The 18,819-nt window shown below is 68.3% G+C and carries 21 protein-coding genes; 7 read left to right on the top strand and 14 right to left on the bottom strand.

All coding sequences use genetic code 11. The features are described from left to right. Nucleotides 1-51: 51 nt before the first annotated feature. On the top strand, nt 52-858 hold the full coding sequence (locus tag OG804_RS27705; RefSeq protein ID WP_328391431.1) for a hypothetical protein: 807 nt from the start codon (nt 52-54) through the stop codon (nt 856-858). 6 nt (nt 859-864) lie between these two features. Here OG804_RS27705 and OG804_RS27700 read toward each other — a convergent pair whose 3' ends face one another. The 9 genes from OG804_RS27700 to OG804_RS27660 form a co-directional block, all read right to left on the bottom strand. Then, nucleotides 865-1,821 carry an MlaD family protein gene (locus OG804_RS27700; protein WP_328391429.1) on the bottom strand — a complete coding sequence of 319 codons (957 nt, stop codon included), beginning with the start codon at nt 1,819-1,821 and terminating at the stop codon, nt 865-867. Beyond that, the gene (locus OG804_RS27695; RefSeq protein WP_328391426.1) at nt 1,818-2,885 is read right to left on the bottom strand and encodes an MlaD family protein; all 1,068 of its coding nucleotides are present in this window, start codon (nt 2,883-2,885) and stop codon (nt 1,818-1,820) included. Before OG804_RS27695 ends, OG804_RS27700 begins: the two co-directional genes overlap by 4 nt. Beyond that, nucleotides 2,882-3,982 carry an MlaD family protein gene (locus tag OG804_RS27690; protein ID WP_328391424.1) on the bottom strand — a complete coding sequence of 367 codons (1,101 nt, stop codon included), beginning with the start codon at nt 3,980-3,982 and terminating at the stop codon, nt 2,882-2,884. Before OG804_RS27690 ends, OG804_RS27695 begins: the two co-directional genes overlap by 4 nt. Beyond that, entirely contained in the window at nt 3,982-5,052 is a 1,071-nt protein-coding gene (locus tag OG804_RS27685; protein ID WP_328391422.1) for an MlaD family protein, read from the bottom strand. Before OG804_RS27685 ends, OG804_RS27690 begins: the two co-directional genes overlap by 1 nt. Next, nucleotides 5,040-6,044 (bottom strand): MlaD family protein, encoded by a 1,005-nt coding sequence (locus OG804_RS27680; RefSeq protein WP_328391420.1) that lies wholly within the window; start codon nt 6,042-6,044, stop codon nt 5,040-5,042. The genes OG804_RS27685 and OG804_RS27680 overlap by 13 nt, the downstream gene beginning before the upstream one ends. After that, nucleotides 6,041-7,054 carry an MlaD family protein gene (locus OG804_RS27675; RefSeq protein WP_328391418.1) on the bottom strand — a complete coding sequence of 338 codons (1,014 nt, stop codon included), beginning with the start codon at nt 7,052-7,054 and terminating at the stop codon, nt 6,041-6,043. The genes OG804_RS27680 and OG804_RS27675 overlap by 4 nt, the downstream gene beginning before the upstream one ends. A 6-nt stretch (nt 7,055-7,060) precedes the next feature. Beyond that, a complete protein-coding gene (locus OG804_RS27670; RefSeq protein WP_328391416.1) occupies nt 7,061-7,927 on the bottom strand; it encodes an MlaE family ABC transporter permease in 867 nt (288 codons plus the stop codon). Next, nucleotides 7,927-8,811: an MlaE family ABC transporter permease gene (locus OG804_RS27665; RefSeq protein ID WP_328391414.1), complete on the bottom strand. Its 885-nt coding sequence runs from the start codon at nt 8,809-8,811 to the stop codon at nt 7,927-7,929. The genes OG804_RS27670 and OG804_RS27665 overlap by 1 nt, the downstream gene beginning before the upstream one ends. Before the next feature lie 274 nt (nt 8,812-9,085). After that, nucleotides 9,086-9,481 (bottom strand): nitroreductase/quinone reductase family protein, encoded by a 396-nt coding sequence (locus tag OG804_RS27660; protein ID WP_328391412.1) that lies wholly within the window; start codon nt 9,479-9,481, stop codon nt 9,086-9,088. A gap of 104 nt (nt 9,482-9,585) precedes the next feature. On the opposite strand from OG804_RS27660, the gene OG804_RS27655 reads away from it, so the two are divergent. The 3 genes from OG804_RS27655 to OG804_RS27645 all read left to right on the top strand — a co-directional run bounded on the left by OG804_RS27655 (nt 9,586) and on the right by OG804_RS27645 (nt 11,899). Continuing rightward, a complete protein-coding gene (locus OG804_RS27655; protein WP_328391410.1) occupies nt 9,586-10,260 on the top strand; it encodes a phosphate signaling complex PhoU family protein in 675 nt (224 codons plus the stop codon). A gap of 593 nt (nt 10,261-10,853) precedes the next feature. Beyond that, nucleotides 10,854-11,639, top strand: a complete 786-nt coding sequence (locus tag OG804_RS27650; protein WP_328391408.1) for an HNH endonuclease family protein — start codon at nt 10,854-10,856, stop codon at nt 11,637-11,639. 35 nt (nt 11,640-11,674) lie between these two features. Then, a complete protein-coding gene (locus tag OG804_RS27645) occupies nt 11,675-11,899 on the top strand; it encodes a hypothetical protein (RefSeq protein WP_328391406.1) in 225 nt (74 codons plus the stop codon). Nucleotides 11,900-12,071: 172 nt separating this feature from the next. On the opposite strand, the gene OG804_RS27640 is transcribed toward OG804_RS27645, so the two are convergent. From OG804_RS27640 to OG804_RS27620, 5 genes are all read right to left on the bottom strand, one after another. Next, nucleotides 12,072-13,316: an FAD-dependent monooxygenase gene (locus OG804_RS27640; RefSeq protein WP_328391404.1), complete on the bottom strand. Its 1,245-nt coding sequence runs from the start codon at nt 13,314-13,316 to the stop codon at nt 12,072-12,074. Between the two features lie 178 nt (nt 13,317-13,494). Beyond that, the gene (locus OG804_RS27635; RefSeq protein ID WP_328391402.1) at nt 13,495-14,154 is read right to left on the bottom strand and encodes a PadR family transcriptional regulator; all 660 of its coding nucleotides are present in this window, start codon (nt 14,152-14,154) and stop codon (nt 13,495-13,497) included. Nucleotides 14,155-14,254: 100 nt separating this feature from the next. Continuing rightward, nucleotides 14,255-14,602 carry an MmcQ/YjbR family DNA-binding protein gene (locus OG804_RS27630; RefSeq protein ID WP_328391401.1) on the bottom strand — a complete coding sequence of 116 codons (348 nt, stop codon included), beginning with the start codon at nt 14,600-14,602 and terminating at the stop codon, nt 14,255-14,257. Nucleotides 14,603-14,657: 55 nt separating this feature from the next. Next, the gene (locus OG804_RS27625) at nt 14,658-15,233 is read right to left on the bottom strand and encodes an isochorismatase family protein (RefSeq protein ID WP_328391400.1); all 576 of its coding nucleotides are present in this window, start codon (nt 15,231-15,233) and stop codon (nt 14,658-14,660) included. A 27-nt stretch (nt 15,234-15,260) separates the two neighbouring features. Then, nucleotides 15,261-16,511: a nicotinate phosphoribosyltransferase gene (locus OG804_RS27620; protein WP_442941912.1), complete on the bottom strand. Its 1,251-nt coding sequence runs from the start codon at nt 16,509-16,511 to the stop codon at nt 15,261-15,263. A gap of 240 nt (nt 16,512-16,751) precedes the next feature. Between OG804_RS27620 and clpS the strand changes: the two genes are divergently transcribed. The 3 genes from clpS to OG804_RS27605 are packed head-to-tail and all read left to right on the top strand — an operon-like array spanning nt 16,752 to nt 18,763. Then, the gene (gene clpS, locus OG804_RS27615) at nt 16,752-17,114 is read left to right on the top strand and encodes an ATP-dependent Clp protease adapter ClpS (RefSeq protein ID WP_328391396.1); all 363 of its coding nucleotides are present in this window, start codon (nt 16,752-16,754) and stop codon (nt 17,112-17,114) included. A gap of 21 nt (nt 17,115-17,135) precedes the next feature. Then, entirely contained in the window at nt 17,136-17,705 is a 570-nt protein-coding gene (aosR, locus tag OG804_RS27610; protein ID WP_328391394.1) for an oxidative stress transcriptional regulator AosR, read from the top strand. Then, complete coding sequence (locus OG804_RS27605; protein WP_328391392.1) at nt 17,702-18,763, top strand: P1 family peptidase; 1,062 nt, start codon at nt 17,702-17,704, stop codon at nt 18,761-18,763. Before aosR ends, OG804_RS27605 begins: the two co-directional genes overlap by 4 nt. The last annotated feature ends 56 nt before the right edge of the window (nt 18,764-18,819 follow it).

Genomic DNA, 18,819 nt, shown 5'->3' with positions numbered 1-18,819 from the left:
TTTTTAGGAAGTGAACCAGCGCCGAGTCGGAAGTTTTGCTGTACTTGGCGGGTGAGTTCTCTTTTCGCCGTATTGCCCACGGCCGGGATCGAATCGGCCGCGCAGGCGTACGAGCGGTATCAGGCCCTGGAAGCCGCGCCGGAGCCCAGCCCGCCGCCGCAGCCGGTAGGGGTCGTGTGCACCCTGATCCACCGCTCCGGGACCGGTCTGCGGGTGTATCGCCGCCCGGATGCCCGCGGCGCCCTGTTGGAGGCCACCGTCGCGGATCGTTTCGACTGTCTGCGCGCACTGCTCGCACTCACCGCGGATCGCGACCTCGCCATCCTCGACGTCGCCACCCGCCGCTTCTACAACCCGCGCGGCGCCGCCCGGGTTCCGGTGACCGCGGGCGACATCACGCTCCCCTACCTCACCGAGAGCATTCTCGACGAGATCCTGGAGACTCCCCCCGACCCGCGCGATCCGGCGTTGAAAGTGACCCGGGCCCCCATGTGCCACATCCGGGCGCGCCGACTACCGGAGGAGATATTCGAACTCGAGCACCGCAACCTGGACGAGTTCTTCCAGCTCTACACCGACGATCGGATCCTGGTCCGCAAAACGCTCTGGGCGTGGGCCACCGGCGATCCGTGGTGGCATCAGGCCATCGCCTGGCAGCCCATCGACGCGCCGACCGAGCGGCGGCGTCCGGCGCCGGAGGACGATATCGACGCGGTCCTGGCCGAACTCCGGCAGATGGCCGAGGAGACGCCCCTGGAACTGGGCGCGCTGGACCTGATCTCCGCACTGGGCGATGTCGACTCCCGCGCGCAGGCGATCCTCGATCGGGCGGACACCGAGCCCTCCGACCAGCCGTGAGTCGCGCTAGCGCACCCCGACCCGGACGCGCACCGAATCGTCGTTCGTGCTCTGTAGCGCCTGATCGATCAGACTGCTGATATCGAGCTGCGGCGCGGTCGCGTTCAGGGTGTCGGTCAGCGGAGCGAGTCCCGGTTGCAGTGCGGTGAGTTCGGGGCCCACCTCGTCGAGCAGGCCCCGGAGCCGCTGCAGGAACGGGACCAGGCCGTCGTCCTGCAGATACCTCTCCGGCGACCCCTCGGCGCCGGTGAACCGGCCCACCGCTTCGACGAAATCGTCCAGCACTTCCGCGAATCGGGTGAATTCGGTGGCCGCCGCCGAAGTGGAGGGGCCCGCCCAGTCGCTGTCGGCGGCCGCGGTCTCGAAATTGTCGAGCAGTTCGGCGATCCGCGGCTCGCGGGACATGATGGTGGCCGCGAGCAGGTCGGCCGCGCGGGTGAGTTCGGGCAGGACCGCGTCGGTGCCGTGCAGTGCGTCGTGCAGGGTCCGCACCAGCGAACCCATGGTGGCCGGGTCGAGCTGGTTCATGGTCCGGGTGACCATCCGGGCGGCCTGCGGAATCGACAGCGGACTGTGGATGTCCTCCGATCGCAGCCGCTGTCCGTCCCGCAGATACGGTCCGGCACCGGTTTTGGGTACGAACTGCACATAGGGTTCGCCGAGCGCCGACAGATGTTCCACGGTGACGACGCTGTCGGTGGGCAGCCGATGCGAATCGTCGACCCGAAAACCGACTTCCACTCCGTCGGCCGCGCGGTCCACGGAGGTCACCCGGCCCACCTCGATACCGGTGAGCAGCACCGGCGATCCCACACCGAGCCCGCCGGAATCGTCGAGCACCAGCGAGGCGTTCAGGTAGTCGGGGAACAGATCCGCGCGCACCACACCGAAGGTCAGATAACTCGCGCCGAGCACCGTGATGGCCGCGATACCGCCCAGCGACGCCAGTGGACCGAGTTTCATCGCACGGCTCCGATCATGCGCAGGGTTTCGATGATCCGGTTCACCTGGTCGTCGGCGGACAGGGTGTTGCCGGTACGCACGCCGCGGATGTTCACCTGTGGCCCGTTCTCCACGAACGGAATGACCTTGTCCCGCAGCAACGCGACCAGCAGGTTCAGATTCGAGGGCTGCCGTAGATCCAGCGGCCCGCCGGTGGCCAGCGGCACGAAGGCCGCCGCGGCCGCGCCGCCGGACTGGGCCAGCGGCGTCAGCCAGGCCAGGGACTGTCCGACCGGTCCGAGCCCGCTGAAGATCTCGGTCACGCCGGCGATGGATTCGGTGGCGGCGTTCATCTGCTCGACCGATTCCGGGCGCAGGATATTGTCCAGTTCGTCCTGGATCCCGTGCATCACCTCGGCATTCGAGGCGACGCCGTGCAGCAGCAGATCCACCTGGTCCAGATGCGCCGCCAGATCCACCGCGTCGGTGGCCAGGACCTGCGCGATCCGCTGTGTCTGCGCCGGGTCCCGGGGCAGTACCGAGTTGACGCGGTTGACGATGTCCTGCAACTGCCCCACCGATCCGCTGTTCACGAAGAAGGCGATCGCGGCCATGGTGTCCTCGAGCTGCACCGGTGGACGGGTGTGGTCGCGGGTGATGGTGTCGCCGGGGCGCAGCAGGGCGCCGTATCCGTCGGGTGGGGTGGTCAGCGCGATGTGGATATCGCCGAGCACAGTGTTCTGCCGCAGTTCGGCCACGGTGGTCGTCGGCAGTTCGACCGAACTGTCCACCTCTATGTCGACAGTGACGTAACCGGGTCCGGACGCGTCACCGGGCACGACCTCCACCCCGGTCACATTGCCGACCTGCGCGCCGTTGGCGATGACCTTCGCCCGGGCGGGCAGGTTCAGCACATTCGTGAACTCGATCCGCAGCCGATAACTGTCCCCAGCGACCGCGGCTCCCGGCACCGGGACCTCGGACGGGTCGAACGCGCATCCCGACAACCCCAGTGACGCGGCCAGCCCACAGGCGGCCAGCGCGCGCCGCAGCCGGGTGATCTCGACGGTGATCCGGGCGCTCACCGGGTACCCACCGATCCCAGCACCAACTGCACCAATTGCAGGTCCACCATGCCGTTCGCCGCCCCGGCGCACCGGCCGGGGGCCAACGCGTTCACCGCCGCGCACACCTGGTCGGCGTGCTCCTGCGGTATCGCCACCCGCGGTGGGGCGTAGGTGAGCCCGGGCGACCCGGTCGCCGGGTCGGTCACCGTCCGGAACGCGGACGCCAGCACCGGTGTGGTGCCCACGATCTCGCTCAGCGACCCCACATTCGCGCGGAGCAGTTTCACCAGCGGCACCAGACCGTCCAGCGTCGACATGAGCGGATCGGCCAGGATCACGGTGAGATCGTTGAGCATCGGCAGCACTTCGCCCAGCCCGTCGAACAGCGCGATCCCCGGCGTCAGCAGCTCGCTGTGCGCTTGGTTCAGCGTCGGCGCCAGGCGCGTCAGCATCGTTTTCAGGTCACCCCAGTGTTCGGCGACCTTGTTCGACACCGACGCGTAGGCGTCGAAAACACCGGCCAGATGGGCGATATCGGCGTCCGGCGATTCCAGGACCCGGCCCAGCTGGTCGATCAGACGGTTGATCTGCGGCCCGGTGCCGGCCGACGCCGAATCCAGCGCGTCCAGACCACCGGCCAGCGCGTTCGGCTCGGTTTCGGTACCGCCGATCTGATCGGACAGTTCGGCGAGCGCGGTGACGGTCTGGGTCAAGCTCTTGGGGGTCAGGGTTTTGGTGAGGCACTGCCCCTGATCCCATTGCTCGGCGGTCTTCCCGCTGGACAGCACCGCCAATTCGCGGTCGGCGACCACCGTGTTCGACACCGTGGTGGCTCCGGCGTCGGCGTATACCGGATGGTCGGCGTCGACCTCGAAATCGACGCGCACCTTCGCGCCCGCCGGGGCGATCCGGGTGACGGTGCCGACGGTGATGCCCCGCATCGACACCTGGTTGCCCTGGTAGAGGCCGATACTGTCCGGCATGAGCGCACAGTAGGAGCGGGTCTGCCGCATCGGCTCGAAGGCGATCACGTACGCCGCGCTCACGGCGAGAACCACCACCACCGCGCCCGCGATCGACATCGACCCCGGCGACCCGAGGATCCGTTTCAGCATCAGCACGCCTTCCCGGGGAGCGGAACGCAGAAGGCCGCGCCCGGATCCAGGCCCGGCGCGGTCACCGTCGTCCCCGACTGGTCGATCCGCACCCCGCCGTCCGGACCGACCAGTTCACGCAGTTTCGTACTCAGGCTCTGCGCCGCGGCGATCATCGGCTCCAGCCGGGTGCCGTAGTCCCGCAACCGCGGCAGCGCGTCGGCCAGCTGCTGGACCTTCGGCTGCAACGTCAGTTCCCAGGCGGGGGCCAGGGCGGTCACCCGCTGTACCACCGAGGTCAGCAGCGCCAGCGCCTGTCGCAGTTCGGCCCGCTTGTCCAGCAGCACGGTCTCCATCAGGTTCACGTTGTCCATCAACCGGCCCAGATCGGATTTCGCGCCGTCGTACATGGTCACGTACTCGTCGGCGGTCGCGATGGCGTTCGACACCTGGGTGCGCTGACGCTCGACGGCATCGAGGTAGCTGCCGACCGTGTCGAGCACACTGCGCAACGATTCGGGCGCGGCGTCGATGGAGGTGTCCAGCGCGGCGAGGTTGCGGCGCAAGGTGTCGCCGTCGGTTTCGCGCAGCGGCGCCGTGGCGTCCTGGAAGGTCTCCATCAAGCTGTAGGGCAGCCGGACCCGGTCGGCGGGAATGGGTTCCTCGCCCAATGCCGTGTCCCCCGCCGGGAACAGTGCCGCATAGTGACCGCCGACCAGCGTCAACATCCGGATATCGAGGGAACTCCGGTCGCCGACGAACACGTCGGAGTCGACGGTGAACCGCATGAGCACCCGGTCCGGTCGCAGTTCCAGCGATTTCACCTCACCGACCGGCACCCCGGCCAGGCGGATGTCGTCACCGGGTTTCACCGACTGCGCTTCGGCGAGCTCGGCCGTATAGGTCCGCTTCCCCAGCGGCACCACGTACAGCGCCCCCACCGCCACCGCCAGCACCGCCACCGCGCAGAGCCCGATCACGCCCAGCCGCAACTGTTTGCGCAGCTTCGTGGGTTCGTCGGTGATCGGCTGGTCACGATCGAACCAGCGCACCAGCACCGCCTTCGCGCCGGTCGAGTTCACCCGTTGCATATCGCCACCCGTTGTCCGCCGATCAGCACCCGTACCGGAGCCGGTACCTCGGCCGCGCCCTTGCTGCAGTCCGGCGCGAACCCCGCGACCGGGCGCGGCAACGAGGTGTCCACCGCGGCCAGCAACCCGGGCAACCGGCCGAACACCTCGACGGCCTGCCGCGGGTCGGGGAACAGGTTCCGGATCATGGCGTCGATATCGGGGCCCGCCTCCGGGCTCAGGCCCAGGGTCGCCAGCAGCCGGTCCACCGGTTCCAGGACCGACGGCGCGCTCATCGCGAAATCGGCCAGCCCGCCGACATTGCGTTGCAACGCCTGGAAGATATCGGTGAGCCGGGCCAGTAGCGGCACCAGGTGATACAGCCGGCCGCCCACCCGCTCGGCGAGGTCGGACATGTTCCGGACCAGGGTTCCGATGACCTGCTGCCGGTCGCCCACGTATTCGCTGAGCGTGCCGATCGCGTCCAGGGCGGGACCGATTCCGGCGCCGTCGCCCTCGATTACCGCGAGCAGGCTCTCGGTGAGCTGGTTGACAGCCTCCGGCGAGAGGGTCGCCAGCACCGGTTGCAGGCCGTTGAAGAGGCTGGTCACATCGAACGAGGGCACTGTCTGCTGCGGGCCGATGGTCGACCCGTCGTCGAGCCGGACACCCGGATTCGGCTGCTGTTGCAGGTCGATATAGCGCTGACCGGTGAGGTTCTGGTAGCGGATGGCCAGTGTGCTGTTGTCGTAGACCGGGGTGTCGGTGGTGACGGTGAGCCGGACCTTCGCCTTGTCCCCGTCGAGGGTGACCGCCTCGATCTTGCCAACCTGCACACCGAACATCCGGACGTCGTCACCGGCCTTCAGGCCGTTGGCGTCGGTGAACAGCGCGTGATGGGTTTCGGTCTCGCCGTCGACCGGGCGCTCGATGGCGCCGATGACCAGAGCGAGCACCAGTGCCATCACCCCCGCGAACAGAGCCAGCCGCCAGGCGGCGCGTCGGGCCGTCACCGCGCACCCTCCTGCGCCGGGCCGTCCGGGTCCACGTCTACATCCAGATCCAGCACCGGCCCCTGTGGTCCGTCCTTGAACGCCAGCCCGAGCCGGGTGAGCAGCGTGCGCAGGTCGGCCGCGGACTGCTGCGGATCCGGGACGGCCAGCGCCAGCAGGTTCAATGTGGGTGCGAGCGCGTCGGTGTACCCGGACAGTTGCCCGGCGCTGTGCACGGTGGAGGCCAAGGTCGGCAGGATTTCGCCGGTCAGGGCTTTGACGCCCGCGTCGTAGTCGGCGCGGTCGGTGCGCAGGACATCGATATCGACGATCTGGTCGAGAACTTCGATGGTGGCGCCGGCGAACTGCCCGCCGCCCTCGAACGCCGGACCCAGTCGCCCGACGAGTTCGTTCGCCGGCATCGACTGGTGGTCGGCGATCACCCGGCCCGCGGTGATCAGCGCCTCGGCCAGCGGGGTGAAGGCCTTCACATCGGCCGCCGCCTGGGAGATCACCGTCGCCATATCCGGGGTGAACACGGTGCCACCGGTCTGCGAGAGACTGCGCAGCAGCGCGCCCATGGTGGCGTCGTACACATCGGCGGCCCGGGGCCCGGTCAGATCGACCACCACGCCGGATCGCAGCGGCGTGCCGCCGGATCCCGGTCGCAGTTCGATCTCGCTGATCCCGAACAGGTTGGCGGGCGCGTAGTCCACCAGCATGCTGTCGTCGATACCGTGCAGGCGATTCCGGTCCAGGGACAAGCCGATCTCCTGGGTGCCGCGCGCGGCGGGGGCGATATCGGTGACCGACCCGACCTGGACGCCGTCGATCCGCACCAGCGTTCCGGCGACGACCCCGTCGCCGATCTGTTCGGTCCGCAACGCGATCCGCAAACCGTCGTCCGAGGTCAGCGCCCGATACCCGGATCCGGCCAGGGCGAGTACCACCAGCACCGCGACGACCAGCACACCGACGCGCCGCGCACTGCGCGGATCGGCGGCGACCCCGGGCATTCCGTACTTCGGCATCGTTCCCTATCCCGTGAAGCTGATCGCCGCGTTGAAACCCCACAGCACCAGGGTCAGCACCATGTCGATGGCGATGATCGCGACGAAACTGGCGCGCACCGCACGGCCCGACGCGATACCGACGCCCTCGGGTCCACCGGTGGCGAAGAAGCCGTAATAGCTGTGCACACAGATCACCACCGTGCCGAAAACGGCGACCTTCACCGTGGCCGCGATGATGTCGAACCCGGCGATGAACTGGAAGAAGTAGTGGTCGTATACGCCGGCCGACTGCCCGTGCACCAGGGTGATCAGGCCGCGGCAGGCGAAATACGATCCGATCAGCGCGATCAGGAAGGTCGGCACGATGGCGATCGCTCCCGCGACCACGCGGGTGGTCACCACGAAGGGCACCGACCGTAGCCCGAGCGCCTCGATGGCGTCGATCTCCTCGGAGATCCGCATGGACCCGATCTCCGCGGTGATCCGGCAGCCCGCCTGTGCGGCGAAACCGACGGCGGCGGCGATCGGCGCCAGTTCCCGTGTGGTGGCGAAGGCGGACACGATCCCGGTGACCGGGCCCATGCCCAGCATGTCCAGCGTCGCGAACGATTCCACGCCGATCGACGCGCCGATCACCACACCCAGCACGATCATCATGGGCACGGTCCCGCCGCCGACGATGACCGATCCGCGACCCCAGGTCATATCGGTGATGACCCGCAGCGTTTCGCCGCGGTACCGGCGCAGCGCCAGCGGTATCGAGGACAGCACCTGCCAGCAGAACACCAGCACGAAGCCCAGCGAATCCACCGCGCCCAGGATCCGGCTGCCCCGGCGGAAGTACCGCGCCAGGAAACCCAGCCCCTTCGGGGCGTACGAGGTCGCCGCCATCACGCCAGCCTGGTGGGCAGGAACATGGCGGTCACCTGGGTCATCACCAGATTGACGGTCACGACCGACACCACCGACAGCACCACCGCGGCGTTCACCGCGTCGGCGACACCGCGCGGTCCGCCCTTGGCTTCCAGCCCGCGCTGGCAGGCGATGATCACCACCAGGAATCCGAAGACAACGGCCTTGAGCAGCGAGATCCAGACGTCGGCCGCGGTGGTGAACGAACCGAAGGCCGCCCAGTAGGAGCCCGGCGTGACGCCCTGTCCGCCGATCGCGACGAGGTATCCGGCGACGATGCCGACGAAGATCACCAGGATATTGAGCAGCGGCGCGACCAGCAGCATCGCCACCATCCGCGGGATCACCAGCCGGTGCACCGGGCTGATGCCCATGGTGTGCAGCGCGTCGATCTCTTCACGGATCGTGCGGGCGCCGAGATCGGCCGCGATCGCCGCGGCCCCGGCGCCGCCGAGCAGGAATCCGGTGGCCATGGGCGCGCCCTGTTTGATGACGCCCAGTCCGCCGGTGGCGCCGAGCAGTGAATCGGCGCCGAGATTGTGGATGAGGTTGCCGACCTGGACGGAGACGATCACGCCGAACGGGACGGCCATCAGGATGGCGGGGAAGGCGGTGACGGTGACCAGGCGCCACGCCTGGATCAGCATCTCCTGCCATTGGAACTTGCCGCGGGCCAGGTCGGCCGCCGCCCCGGTGACCGACTCCTGGGCCATCCCGACCGCCCGCCCGAAGGTGCGCACCGAGGACACGATCGTGCCGGAGAAATTCTGCTGGACGATTTCGCGCGCGGACGCGGGACGGGCGAGTTCGGATTCGGGGCGGTCACCGGAATCGATCGCCGCGGTATGACGCTCGGAGCTCATGGCCGAGATCCACATACCGCTGTCGCGGCACGGAATAGTGCGAGTTTCATTCGTCTGATCTCTCCGGTCCGGCATCGATGCCAACGGAGAGGAAGCTAATCGTTACCGACGGTGACGGACAAATCCGCAGGGGTGTGACAGTGCCCACGACAAATGGCCGGTACGCATGGGTTTCTTCGAATTGTGCGGACCGTCACCGGCATATCGGGAGCGCAATCAGAACACGTTCCAGCGAATTATTCGATGCGGAACGCATAGGAAATTTCGAAATCCGTCAGTCGTCCAGATCGACGCGAATTGTCAGCAGATCGGTACCCATGGCGCGCACCGCGGCACTGTTGCCGCGCGGTAGCGAAGAAAGCCTGCCCACCGGATCGTCGTCGGGCAGCAGATGCGCGGCGCCCGAATGCCATGCACCGTCCAATCGCACTCTGACCCGGTCGTCCGCGCGGATATTGCGGACATAATCCGAGCGGTCCCCGAACTCGGAGACGAACCAGAACTCGTTCCCGGTTCGGCGGCCGCCGATCGGCACCACCCGGGCGGTACCGCTGACCCGCCCGGTGGTCTCCAGCAACTGCTGCGCCGGACGTTTCCGGTTCAGCGGATTGGCCACATGCCGCTGGAAAGTGGTGACGATGCGATGTTTGATACTTCGCATATCGGTCATGTGACGACGGTAACACCAACAGCTTCCGCGAGCTCGAAATGCCACCGCGGACCGAATCGACGGATCATTCGACCGATGCGCGCGCCATGGGCGACAATTCCCCGGTGCGAACTCAGTTCACCAACGAGCTCGTCGCGTTGACCGCAGATCTGACGCAGATGTGCAGCATCACCCACGAGGCGGCCGAACGCGTCACCGACGCGCTCGTGGGGGCCGACCTCACCGCGACCTACGAGGTCTTCGCCCTCGACGAACGATTGCAGACGATGTACGGCGCGTGCGAAGCGCGCACGGTGGTGTTGCTGGCGCTACAGGCGCCCGTCGCGCGCGATCTGCGCCATGTGGTGACCGCGATCCAGATCGCCGGTGAACTGTCCCGGATCGGGAGGCTGTTCAGCCGGGTGGCCGATCAGGTGTACCAGAGCCACCCGGACGCGATCGCCCCGGCGCCGGTACTCGACATCCTCGCGCAGATGTCGGCCCTCACCGCCGAGTGCACGGCACGCGCCGAACGCGACGTCACCCGCGGCCGGCACACCTGCGCCGACGACACCGGGGCGGCCACCATGCACGCCCTGAACCAGAAGTTGCACAACGCGCTGTCGACGACCGAGGGCTCCACCGACACCGCGATCGCACTCGCGTTGATCGGCCACAAACTGTCCCGGATCCTCGACCACACCGGTCGGATCGAGCGGTTGATCCATTTCCTGGACACCGGAATCCCGCCGACCGCCCAGCTGGACAGCGAAGACGAGGACGCCGAAGCGACCGACTGACCCACCGCGACCGAGCCCGGCGTCGACCTCACCGCCGCCCGCCCGCGGCGGTGCGCTCCCAATAATGGGAATTCCCTATGCTTTTCACCTAACGGCGGATCGGCGTACATCCGAGGACGATGCACCGGCCATCTGCCCGAAACCGACATCTGCATACCGAGAGACCGGCCGGACCCGTTCCGGCCCCCAATACGTCACGGCGAGCGCATCCGGTGCGGAAGCGACCACGAGGCTACCCCTCATCAAGCCCCGCGGTGCGCCGCGGAACCGGTCCGGACAACCGGCCCGCGGCTCGTGCCGGGCACTCATCGCCCTCGTTCGTGACAAGCCCACCCCCGAGTCGGCGCCGGCACGGCGACTCGGGGGTGGTGCGCCTTCTACACGAGACAGGAATACCCCGAGCATTCACCGGGTACTCCCGACCGAGTATGCCGAATATCACACCGGACAGTAGCTTTCGGGTAGCTGACCGGCCGGTAGCTTGACGCTCGGCACATCCCGGCACCTCGGCAAGGAATTTCGTTGAAGCCCATAGCAAATGAATACGATCCGGGCGTCGCGCCCATCGCCCATCGATCCGCGGAGGTCCGGCGATGAACTCGCTGCTTTCAGCACTGCCCGCCCCGGCCCGCAAGTTCGCCGCCGTCGTCGTCCCCGTCCTGATCGCCATCGCCCTGGCCGCGGGCTTTCTCCTGGAAGGCTGCAGCACCGCCACCGGTCCGGCCGCCGGCGCGGCGAAATCCGTCGCCGGCACCGCCGCCGAGATACGGTCGGCGCTGGACCACCTCCCGGTGAAGACCGAGGTCGCGATGACCGGGTACAGCCGGGAGAAGTTCCCGCACTGGGACAACAACGACCCCGAACACGGTTTCGGCCCCGAGTTCGCCCAATACAGCAAATGCACCACCCGCGAAGTGATGATGCTGCGGGACGCCACCGGCGAGGTCAGCCTGGATCCGAAGACCTGCGACCTGAAGATCGGCAAAGGCGGCGGCTGGCAGGACGCGTACGGCGTCATGGACAGCAAGACCGGAAAGCTGAAACCGTACAAGTTCATGGGCGACTCCAAGGGCGTGGACGCCGAGCACATCGTCCCGCTCGCCGAGGCCTGGCGTTCGGGCGCCAAGGATTTGGACACCGACACCCGCCGCCGGATCGCCAACGACGCAATGAACCTCATCGCCTCCGACCCGTCCGCGAACCGCTCGAAAGGCGATCAGGACGCGGCGCACTATCTGCCGCCGGGAAATTTCCGGTGTGGCTATATCTCGCATTACGTCCAGATCAAGCTAAAGTACGGCCTGAGCGTGGACAAGGACGAACAGACCGCACTGCGCACCGCGGTGGACGACTGCGTCGAACGGGGTGAGTTCAAATAGCCGAAGTCATCGAGTTACCCGCCGCGGCATCGGTGATGACCCGGGAGGCCGGGACGATATCCGGCGACCTCGATGTCACCCTCGATCCCCAGGGCCAGGGATTGGTCCGCTACCGGGAGACCGAGGACTGGTACACGATCGGCAATCTCGATGACGAACAGCCGCGCACCTGGGATACCTGCACGGAACTGGTGGAGGCGATAACAAAGGGAATCGGAGCCCGCGACGCCGCGGGCAACACAATTCCCTTCGAATGCTGATATCTATGGCGCGCCTACCGCGCGCGGGGTCGGGGCCCCCTTAGGTGCCGCCGTTCAGCCCTCGAGACTCGCGCCTGCGGCGCATGCGCTTTCGAGGGCTGAACGGCGGAACGGGCCCCAACCCTTTATGGGCCTCGCGGGACTCGGCACCATGGTGGGCGTCTTGGATTCCTCAGCCTTTATCCGCGTGGATGGCATCAGCAGTTCGGGAGTGTGCCGGATCCGAGATGGCGTGTACCGGTTCGTCCCAGTCGATCCGATAGCGCTGCTCCTCGGCGAGGGTCTTCTCCGGATTCATGACCGTGCGCGCCATGATCGGCATGAGCAGCTGCATCACCTTGCGGGCGACCGGGCCCGGGGTCTTGCTGTGGTTGATCTTCGCGGCGCGGGCGGCCACACCTTCCACTCGCGGCCGGCGCAGACTCTCGTAAGCGGCGAACGCTGCGGCGGGTTCGCCGATGTCACGCAGGCAGCGAGCCAGCTCGATCGCGCTCTCGATCGAGAGTGACGCCCCTTGACCGGAACTGTTCGAGGGCGCGTGCACCGCGTCGCCGACCAGCACCATCCGCTCGCGGAACCAGTGCCGAACCGGCGGCATGATGTGCAGTGCGCCGACGACTTCCAGCTGTTCGGGCGTCGTCCCACGGGCGAGCTGCCCACCGGGGGTGTCGTCGGCGTAGGTGTCGCGCAGGATCTCGAGCCAGTGCTCGGCCGGCACCTGCCGCGCTTCGGTGAGTGAGAGATATTCCTTGCTGGGCAGATTGGCTCCCCAGCTGATCCGGCCGGGAGCGACCGGCCAGTACAGGTAGTAGGCCCGCGCGCCGTAGGCGAAAACGATCGTCTCGGGTGCGACCTCGACCGAGCAGTCGACCGTGGCCCCGAAACCGAGCATCCCGGTGAAATCCGGGCCCGGCGCGTCCGGGTCGATCAGGCGGCGCACCGTCGAGCGGATTCCATCCGCGCCGATGAGCACATCGGCGGTGGCGGTGGTTCCGTCGGCGAACCGGGCCGTCACGCCCGCCGCGGTCCGCTCCGCCGATACCAGGCGTTTGCCGAACTCGACCGGAACCCCGGCCGCCACCGCCCGCTCGTGCAGCACCCGGTGCAGGTCACCGCGATCGACGAGTTGCAACGGCGCCTGATCCCCGAGGGTGGGCATCGAGAGCAGTTTCCGGCCGACCGCCAGCGCCATCCGTGGCACCGGCACCGCGATATCGCGGACGGCGTCCCCGGCGCCGATCACATCGAGCGCGGCGACACCGTTCGGCGCCAAGGCCAGGCCGCTGCCGATCGTATGGGCGGGACCCGGATAGGCCTCGTAGACGCGGGCCTCGATACCCGCCTTACGCAACGCGGTGGCCGCCACCGGCCCCGCTATACCGCCGCCGATCACCAGGGCGGTCTCGATTCCGGACATGGGTGTACTCCTCGGGAGGTTCGATTCGGATTCATAGCCGAACCGCCCCGGCATCCACCCACCCGGTTATCCTGTGTTCTGCCAAACTCGTGGCCGGGTGTGCGTTGTGCGGGCACGGTCCGAGACGGTGACCCGAGCTCGATGGTGGCGTTGCCGCGCCTCCATCGAGCCCGGTTTTTCAGCGGTCGCTCGTCGTATCGACCCCCTCCACGTACGCACGGGCGCGGGCGCTGTCCACCCCGGGCCCGCCCTGATGCCATGCCTGCCATTCGGCCAGGTCGGGGAAGGTTCCCTCGAGTAGTTCGGTGCGCAGCGCCCGGGCCCATTCGGCCTCGGTCTCCAGTACGGCCAGCCCGTATTCGGATTCGATGAGGAACAGGCGGGGCAGCGTTGCGGCGAGCTCCGCGAGTTCCTTGCGCACCTCGGCGATCTGCGCGTCCAGCGAGACCAGCCGGCGACCCAGCAGTTCCGCCACCTCGTCCGGTGGCAGGACCGCGAGAATCGACAGGCCGGCGAGGAACCGCCCGCGTTCGGGCTCCGGTTCGGCGATCAGTTCCCGGGTCCAGTCGACGAGTTCGCGCTGCCCGGCGTCGGTGATCCGGTAGATCACCCGCTCAGGCCGCGCCCCTTCGCGCTCACTGCCCACCACCTCGAGGAAACCGGCTTTCGCCAGGTTCTGCACGACCGTGTACAGCGATCCCCATTTGATATCGAGATCGCGGTCTTTTCCGTAGTCGCGCAGGCGGGCCGCGATCTGATAGCGGTGCATGGCTTCGTCCTGCATCACCGCGAGCACCGCGAGGGCCAGAAGATTGCCGACCTTGCGTTTCTTCGCCATGCACGCTCCTTACTCGTCTACGAATATACGTGTACGAGTATATCGATGGCAAGGACGAGCCAGCGCACATCTCGTCTTTCCGCCCCTGACCCGATCGGCGCTACGCCGGCGAGACCCCGGCCGCGAGCAGGTCGCCCGGCGCGGCGAGCCGCCACGAATCCAGCACTATCGCCCGAAGCTCGTCCTGGTCGTCCAGCGCCGCGAGCCGGACCCGCACCCACGCGTTGTTCGCCTCATGGCCGGCGATCCAGAACTTGCCCGGCTCCGCCAAGACCAATTCGTCCCGCTCCACGATCGGACACCGCACCGCCATCGAGGTCTCGGCCTCGGGCAGGGTGAGGAAAAGCCGACGCTCCACTCGGAAAGTGGGCATCCCCCAGGTGAACTGTTCGGTCGTCGCCGGGAGCGACAGGGCGTAGGCGCGAACATCGTCCCCGGTAGCAGTCATACCCGGAATTCTGCCCCGCCTCGGCACCGGACGCACCCGGCCCCGGGCCCGGCCCTCAAGCGCCGGCCGTCACCACGGCGCCGGAGAGCTCGACACCCGCTCCGGCCAGTTCGCCGAGCGCCTTCTCGACAGTGGCCGGCGCGACTCCCGCGGTGAGCCCGAGCAAGATCCGGGTGGCGAACCCCGCCGCGACGGCATCCATGGCAGTGGCCCGGACACAGTGGTCGGTGGCGATCCCCACGACATCCACCGACCCGATATCCCGGGCACGCAGCCAGTCCGCGAGAGTCTCCCCGGCTGTGGCGGCGCCTTCGAACCCCGAATACGCGGCCGAGTACTCCCCCTTCGAGAAGACCTCCTGCACGGCGCCGGTCTCGAAGTTCGGATGGAAATCCGCACCCGCGGTACCGACCAGGCAGTGCGGCGGCCAACTGTCCACGAAATCGGGCGTCTCCGAGAAATGAGCACCCGGATCGATGTGATAGTCACGAGTGGCCACCACCGCGTCGTACTCGGAATCGGCCAGATATTCGCTGATCAGCTCCGCGACACGGGCGCCACCGGCCACGGCCAGCGAACCGCCCTCGCAGAAATCGTTCTGCACATCCACCACGATCAGCGCGCTCTTCATGGACACAGTCTCCTCGCCTTCGTCGGGTCAGGCCAGGAATGTGGTCGGGACCGCTGGTTCGCCGCCGGAGAGTTTCAGACCCTCCCACGGCAGACTGACCAGCCCGCGCGCCACCAGATCCCGGGATTCGGCGAGTGTGGGCAGGTCGAGCACCTGGCCACCGCGCACCAGCGGAACCAGAAGGTCGCGCACCGCGTAGCCCGCGGGGTCCGGCCGGTCGGCGATAGCCGGGTAGACGATCTCCTCGACGATCGTGCCGGTGCCGCGGGCCAGCCGCACCGCCCGCTTCGCCCCACCCCGCGATTCCTTGTGGCTGGACCTTTTCGCCACGGGCAGCCCATCGACCTCGACGAGCTTGTAGACCATCCCGGCGGTCGGCGCGCCCGATCCGATGACCAATTGGGTGCCCACTCCGTAGGCGTCCACCGGTTCGGCGCGCAATGCGGCGATCGCGTATTCGTCCAGATCCCCCGAGACCACGATCCGGGTCTTCGTCGCCCCCAACTCGTCCAACTGCTGGCGCACCTGCCGGGCCAGCACGCCCAGATCACCGGAATCGATGCGCACCGCACCCAGTTCGGGCCCGGCCGCCTCGACTGCCAAGGCCACGCCGCGGGTGATGTCGAAGGTGTCGACCAGCAGGGTGGTGCCGGTTCCGTGGACCGCCACCTGGCTGCGGAAAGCCTCGATCTCGTGTTCGCCGTCGGCCCCGCTGTGCACCAAAGTGAAGGCGTGTGCGCTGGTTCCGGCGCCCGGCACGCCGTACCGGCGCACCGCCTCCAGGTTGGAGGTCGCGTGGAAACCGGCCAGGTGCGCGGCCCGGGCACTGGCCGGGGCGGCCTGCTCATGGGTGCGCCGCGACCCCATCTCGATCAGCCGCCGCCCGGCCGCCGCACTCACCATCCGAGCGGCGGCGGACGCGATAGCGCTGTCGTGGTTGAGCACCGACAGGGCGAGCGTCTCGAGCACCACGCATTCGGCGAACGTCCCGGTGACGGACAGAATGGGAGAACCCGGGAAATACAGCTCGCCTTCCGGGTAACCGTCGATATCACCGGAGAACCGATAGTCGCGCAGCCAGGCGACCGTATCCGCGTCCAGGAACCGGCCGGCGATCTCCAGCTCCGCCGCACCGAACCGGAACCTGGAGAGCGCGTCCAGGAACCGCCCGGTACCCGCCACCACGCCGTACCTGCGGCCGTGCGGCAAGCGGCGGGCGAACACTTCGAAGGTGCACCGCCGCGCCGCGGAACCGTCGGCGAGAGCGGCGGCCAGCATGGTGAGCTCGTATTGGTCGGTCAGCAGAGCGGTGCTGCCGGCCGCGTCGCGCAGGTCCACGGGTGTCACTGTAAACAGCCCGCGCGGACCGGCCGGACGAGCACCGGGCACCGCGCCCGCCGAAGCTCACGGACCACGGCGTGTCGCGGGGTCGCCGACGACGCCGAGACGGCCCCCGATGGACGTATCGGTCCAGCTCCGGGTGTTGTGAATTGCTCCGCGAGTCGTACCCTTGAATTCATGGCCTTGTGCAACACAGCACCCCGCAACCGGACGGCAACGGTCCGCGCCGACGCCTCCGGCGCCACGTTGTCGGCGCCCCAGGCGACCCCGGAGGCCGTGGAGTACACCGAGATCCTGGAGGCGGAGGACCGGCCGTGGGTCACGGTGGTCTGGGACGATCCGGTGAACCTCATGCACTACGTCGCCTACATATTCCAGAAGCTGTTCGGCTACAGCAAAGCCAAGGCGACCGAATTGATGCTCAAGGTGCACAACGAAGGCAGAGCGGTCGTATCGTCGGGATCGCGGGACAAAATGGAACAGGATGTCCGCCGGCTACACGCGGCGGGCCTGTGGGCGACCATGCAACGTGACGACTGATCGGACGGTTACCGTAGCGACGTGCGTAAATGGAGCCGGAAGAACTCATTGAGCGGTCTCAAACTTCGGTCGGAGATGGACGCGCGCGAGGCGAGCGTGCTGCGCTCGCTGGTCGGTGCCGTATCGGGTCTTCTCGGTGAGCGCGCGGCCTCGGCCCCCGAGGACGAACTGGCCGCACTCACCGGTCTGCGCAGCGGCAACACCCTGCCGCCCGACGACCCGCGGCTCGCCCGGTTGCTGCCCGAATTCCACCGGGCCGAACCCGGCTCCCCCGATGCGGAACGCGCCGACCTGAACAGCGCACTGCGCGGGCTGCACGAACCGGAGATCATCGACGAGAAACTGGCCGCGGCCGGGGTCGTGCTGCGCACCCTGCCCGAGGACGGCGGCAAGATCCTGCTCACGCCGGAGGAAGCCGATGCCTGGCTGGCCGCCCTCACCGACGTCCGGCTGGCGCTCGGCGTGGTCCTCGAGGTCGATGCCGACACCCCCGAGCAGTACCCGCCCGACGACCCCCGCGCCCCGCATCTGGACGTCTATCACTGGCTCACCTGGATGCAGGACTCACTACTGCAGGCGATGGCGCCGTGACCGCCGCTCCCGGAGCGCGTAACGCGCTCACCGATGTCTCCGGACTGCTGGTCGGTCATCACCACGTACTGGACCCGGACGCGACCCGCGGTTCCGGTGCGGCCACCGGCTGCACCGTGGTCCGGGCGCCGGGCGGCGCGGTTGCCGCGGTCGATGTGCGCGGCGGCGGGCCGGGCACCCGGGAGACCGATCTGCTCGATCCCGCGAACACCGTCCGGCAGGTGCACGCCGTCCTGCTCACCGGCGGCAGCGCCTACGGCCTGGCCGCGGCGGACGGGGTGATGAGCTGGCTGGAGGAGCACGGCGAGGGCATCCCGATGTCCCCCGACGATCCGAGCCGGGTGGTGCCGATCGTGCCCGGGGCCGTGATCTTCGATCTGCCGGTCGGCGATTGGCACACCCGCCCGACCGCCGATTTCGGCTATCACGCCGCCGACGCCGCCGGACCCGATTTCCTGCGCGGATGCGTCGGCGCCGGAGTCGGCGCCCAGGCCGGTGCCATCAAGGGCGGCGTCGGATCCGCGAGCATCCAATTCTCCGACGGCGTCGCCGCCGGGGTCACCGTGGCCGCGCTGGTCGTCGCCAACCCGGTGGGGTCGGTCTTCGATCCGCGCACCGGGATCCCGTGGGGGGCGGGCACCGACGGACCCGAGTTCTTCGGGCTGCGCCCCGGCACTGCTGCAGAACTCGCCGCCGCCAATGCCCTGGCGGTGAAGAGCACCGTACTCAACACCACGATCGGTGTGGTGGCCACCGACGCCCCGCTGGACGCCGCGGGCTGCCGCCGGCTCGCCACCGTCGCCCACGACGGCCTGGCGCGAGCGGTCCGCCCGGCCCACTCCCCGCTCGACGGCGACACGTTCTTCGCACTGGCCACCGGCACCGCGACCCCGCCCCCGACACCACAGCTCCCCTCGGCTTTCCCCGCGGACCTGCCGCTGATCGACGCGCTGAGCACGGCCGCGGCGGTCTGCGTGGAACGCGCGGTGGTGGACGCGATCCTGGCCGCGGAACCGGTGGCCGGTATCCCCGCCTACCGCACCCTTTTCCCGAGCTGATCCGTCCACCCCGACGGGGGTCCTGCAACACGCCGGGAATACCCGAATATTGTCGA

Source organism: Nocardia sp. NBC_00416 (assembly GCF_036032445.1).
In the GTDB taxonomy this organism is placed as follows: domain Bacteria; phylum Actinomycetota; class Actinomycetes; order Mycobacteriales; family Mycobacteriaceae; genus Nocardia.
Note: the sequence above shows the minus strand (reverse complement) of the source record. Positions and strands in the feature narration are given on the sequence as shown.